3 protein-coding genes are annotated in these 4,985 nt (G+C 41.8%); all 3 read right to left on the bottom strand.

The genetic code is table 11. The features are described from left to right. Window positions 1-64: 64 nt before the first annotated feature. Window positions 65-1,711: a lipid IV(A) 4-amino-4-deoxy-L-arabinosyltransferase gene (gene arnT / locus PSF16_RS16500; protein WP_272689710.1), complete on the bottom strand. Its 1,647-nt coding sequence runs from the start codon at window positions 1,709-1,711 to the stop codon at window positions 65-67. 428 nt (window positions 1,712-2,139) lie between these two features. After that, window positions 2,140-3,414 carry a bifunctional O-acetylhomoserine aminocarboxypropyltransferase/cysteine synthase gene (locus tag PSF16_RS16495; RefSeq protein ID WP_006658242.1) on the bottom strand — a complete coding sequence of 425 codons (1,275 nt, stop codon included), beginning with the start codon at window positions 3,412-3,414 and terminating at the stop codon, window positions 2,140-2,142. A gap of 217 nt (window positions 3,415-3,631) precedes the next feature. After that, window positions 3,632-4,891, bottom strand: coding sequence for an aromatic amino acid transport family protein (locus tag PSF16_RS16490; protein ID WP_006658241.1), 1,260 nt, complete (start codon window positions 4,889-4,891; stop codon window positions 3,632-3,634). Window positions 4,892-4,985 lie beyond the last annotated feature (94 nt).

Here is a 4,985-nt window from a genome sequence, read left to right as displayed (position 1 = left end):
TAAAAAAGAGCCGCATGCATTCGCTTTGCGGCTCTTCTTCAACAGACTATCAGTCGATTTTTATTTACTGACCTTCATAGAAAGCCATCACCAACTTACCTTCTTTAATGATGATAGGCGTCCCCGGTAACGCATCGATGACCTCATTTTGAGAGGCATCTACTACGACCGCAACATTACGGTTATGTTGGCTCGCCAGTAAGCTTGGCAACTGTTCTAAACGATAAAAGCGGTTTTCAGCATCCGGATAATTCAGCCCATAACCTAACTCACCAGTTTGATATAACATCGTAATATCATCGCGTTTCAGTACCCAAGCTAATGCGGTACCCAATCCCACATTATTGGTTAATAACACCGCACGATTTTGCAGTTGATCTTGGTATTTTGCCAACACGCCTTGCGGCGTATTATTGCTCTCGATGTATTTAGGGATCACATGCCCAATACTGAGGCTTAACACTAAAGTACATGCCGCCGCCCACGACCAATACTTACGGTTGAATGACACGATCCCCATTGCTGCCCAGAAAAGGAATGCACCTGCGGCAATCCACATTTTATAGCTTTCATCCCCTTGATATAAATTCATTTTAGGGAAGTAAGGTGATGCAATAAATGCCCCTGCCGCCACGACACCCAGTGTTATGTTTATCAGCGCATTCAGGCGAATGGTAGCCACTTTATTCTGGGTTAAAACCTGCTGCAAATAGGATGCCATCAAAATCGCGATAGGTGCGATGCACGGCAAAATATACGTGAGTAACTTCCCTTTGGTGATACTAAAAAATAGGAAAGGCAGCACCGCCCACAACAAGAAATAAAGGTTCATACCTTTAGCTCGAATAGCATAGGCAATCGACGAAACTAAGTAGCCTAACCACGGAAGAACCGCCGCCACTAAAATGGGTACATAGAACCAAAATGGGGATTTATTTTGTGCGTTATCTGCCATAAAGCGCTGAATATGCTCAACCCAGAAAAAATAACTCCAAAAATCGGGTTCAAGGCTAGCAATCGTTAATGCCCACGGCAGACAAACTAAAATAGCGACAAGAATAGAGACCAGCGCATACAAACAGATTTCTTTTAATTTTTTAAAATAAATCGCGCTGACTGAGCAGACTAACATTGGCAAGACCAAAACTAAAAAGCCTTTGGTCATTACCCCTAACCCACATGCAACACCTATCAGAATATATGCATACAATTTGTGGGCGCGTTGTGTCGTGGTTATCCCCCATTGGAAAAAGAAGATAATCATCGTAATAAAAGCGGTAACAATTGGGTCCAAAATATTATAAGTCCCAATCGTTAAAATCATAAACATCGAGAGGTAGATAAGTACCGCATTAAAGGCAAGGTCTTTATTCTTCCATGCCATCTTAGCGCTCAAATAAACAAATAGTCCGCTAATTAAGGTGCTAAAAACGACACCTAAGCGAACAGAAACATTGTTTTCGCCAAATAGCATCTGGAAGAAAGAACCCACCCAATAGCCGAAAATAGGTTTTTCAAAATAACGGATGCCTAACAGTTCAGGTACGCTCCAATGGCTACTCAGTATCAGTTCTCGACTGATTTCGGCATAGCGTAATTCATCAGGTTGCCATAACATGCGCCCATTCAGTGGCAGAAAATAGGTTATGAGTACAAAACCGAATAATAGGCACCACTTTAAGTAGGCTTTTTTATTATTTGCCATCATCATTTAATCTCAACCATTCTTGTCATAAATATTTAATAATTATTATTTGTGCTACTGCATCAAACGCTTTTTATTAATCAAAACAGAGTACTATTATCTTCGAATTGACTAAACCCAGTATAAACCAATAAACATTTTCGTATTCCATTTAACATACTAGCTAAACAATCAATAAATGAATCGTGCATTTAAATGTTAAGATAAAAATGAGCTGCTTGTTCAGACTCGATTAAAAAACAATAGTTCAGCAATTACCATTTATTTTTAACAGAATGATAAATAAATTAAAAAAGGCTTTTTTTACAAATAGTTTTTTATGCTACAAAGGCAGTAACAGCGTGATAATTAATAACGTCAGTAACAGCAAAGACAGTTATTGCATTATATATTTAACAATAACCGCCTTTATTTATGGGGAGTGTTTTAATTGCTTACTTAGCCGCATCCAGCGCTTGAGTTAAGTCAGCAAGGATATCATCAATATGCTCGATTCCTATTGATAAGCGGATCATATCTCGTGATACACCTGCGCGCGCTAGCTCGGCATCATTTAATTGGCGATGCGTTGTGGAGGCAGGATGACACGCTAACGATTTAGCATCACCAATATTGACTAAGCGAACAATCAGGTTCAGAGCATCAATGAAACGTGCCCCAGCTTCCTGTCCCCCCTTGATCCCGAAAGACATAATACTGGCAGGCTTACCTTGCATGTATTTTTGCGCAAGTGCATGTTCCGGATTACTTGGTAACCCCGCATATTTTACCCATGCCACTTGCGGATGATTTTCTAAATATTGTGCGACTTTCAGCGCATTTTCAGTGTGGCGCTCCATTCTTAAGGCTAAAGTTTCCAGACCTTGAAGAATTAAAAAGGCATTAAAGGGTGATAATGCTGCACCTGTTCCACGCAACGGAGCTACACGGCAACGGGCAATAAAGGCAGCAGCCCCAAAATGTTCGGTATAACTCACGCCGTGATAAGCAATATCCGGCTCAACTAATAGAGAGAAGCGCTCAGCATGCTCAGCCCACGGAAATTTTCCAGAATCAACCACCATGCCGCCAATTGAAGTACCGTGACCGCCGATATATTTTGTCAGCGAGTGAACCACAATGTCAGCACCATATTCGAACGGACGACATAAATATGGCGTTGCAACCGTGTTATCAACAATAAGTGGAACACCGTGGCGATGAGCAACATCGGCTAGTGCGGCGAGATCTACAATGAAACCAGCAGGGTTTGAGATAGATTCGCAGAAAACAGCCTTGGTTTTATCATCAATTAAAGCTTCCAGCGCCGCTAAATCATCATGCTCTGCAAAACGAGTTTCAATACCTAGGCGAGGTAAAGTATGTGCGAGTAAGTTATACGTTCCGCCGTACAATTTTGCGACAGAAACAATGTTATCGCCAACTTGGGCGACAGTTTGGATGGCATAAGTGATAGCAGCCATTCCCGAGGCAACTGCCAGTCCTGCAATGCCACCTTCAAGAGCAGCAACGCGCTTTTCTAGCACATCGTTGGTCGGGTTCATAATGCGGGTATAGATATTACCTGCAACTTTTAAGTCGAACAGATCCGCGCCGTGTTGTGTATCGTCAAATGCATAAGAGGTGGTTTGATAAATAGGCACCGCGACAGACTTGGTTGTAGGGTCTGGAGAATAGCCTGCGTGGATTGATAATGTTTCTAATTTCATTTCTTTATCCTTGTTATACCCGCACTGCCAATTGAATGGGTTCTTGTTTTTATTTCACGGTAATCCTTTCCAATATCCCCCAAGTAGATCCCTCACACAACCATCTAGACTTGAAATAATTTCATCTATAGTTATTCACAAAATAAATAAGCCCACTTTAGAAACAAAAAAACCCATATTGCCAAAGCAATATGGGTCTCGGTACAACTGAATTTAATTACGCGAACGCGCCATAAATCACAGAGGTAATTGATGCTAAACCGCATAGCAGCGTAAAGATTTGCGCTGGCTTAGAGGTACTGAACGGTTTCATTGCAGGAATGATACGCATCGCCACAACTGGTAGGATGAACAGGATTGCCGCAATCATTGGAGCACCCATGGTTTCAATCATACCTAAGATACTTGGGTTGATAATCGCGACGATCCACGTGGTGATCACGATGAACAGTAAAGAGATTAATTCAATTTTCTTCACAGAAACTGAAGAGCGTGATTTGACTAACCCAACCAGACCTTCATGCGCACCTAAGAAGTGACCAAAATAGCTAGAAACGATAGCGGCGAATGCCACGATAGGACCTAAGTAAGACAAAATTGGAGATGGGTTAATGTTGGCAATGTGAGATAACACGCTGATGTTTTCTTTCTTCGCAATTTCTAATTCAGCTGGGCTCAATGACAGCACAACAGAGAATACGAAAAACATCACGAAGCCTGTCAGCATAAATGCTGCCCCGCCCGTGATCATGTCTGTTTTAATCACCGCTTTGTCACCAAACTGTTGGCGCTGATCTTTCGCAAACTGGCTGATAATTGGGCTGTGGTTAAAAGAAAACACGATGATAGGAATCGCCATCCATACCACGATAGGCATTGCGCTCCAGTCTGGCGCGACTTCTAGCATCGATGTGTTCCACTCAGGGATCAGGTACAGTGATAATGCTAATAAAATGAAGACTAATGGGTAAACCATCATGGAGGTTAATTTCAGCATTAAATCACGACCAAAAATAACACCGGCGGTCATTGCTGCAATTAACACACCTGACAACAACCAACGTGGTAATGGGTCCATACCAATTTGGTTAATTAAAAATGAGTCGACCGTGTTTGTAATACCGACACCGTAAATTAATACGATAGGATAAATGGCAAAGAAATAAGCAAACGTGATGATGTTGGCACCCGTTTTACCAAAATGTTCTTCCACTGTATCCGTAATATCCGCGTCAGGTTTCTTTGCCGATAATACAAAGCGTGCTAACCCTTTATGTGCCAACCAAATCATTGGCGTAGCAATTAATGCAAGAACAACTAGAGGCCAAAACCCCCCCGCTCCCGCTTTAATTGGCAGAAAAAGGACACCCGCACCAACCGCAGTACCGAAAAGGGATAATACCCAAGTGAAGTCTTTGTAAGTCCATTTACTGGCAGGTTTGTCTATTGTGTTTACTGCTGTTTTTATTGTGCTCATAGCGCCACTTAATTTTGATAAAAGGGATAAAAAAAGATGGGCGAATTCTGCATTAAATGCGTAGGAGCAACTAGCTTATTTTGATTAATCTTTC

Origin of the sequence: Providencia sp. PROV033, from assembly GCF_028484855.1 — a bacterium.
Lineage (GTDB): Bacteria > Pseudomonadota > Gammaproteobacteria > Enterobacterales > Enterobacteriaceae > Providencia > Providencia alcalifaciens.
The sequence above is the reverse complement of the archived record's forward strand: the minus strand, read 5'-3'. Positions and strand labels throughout refer to the sequence as shown.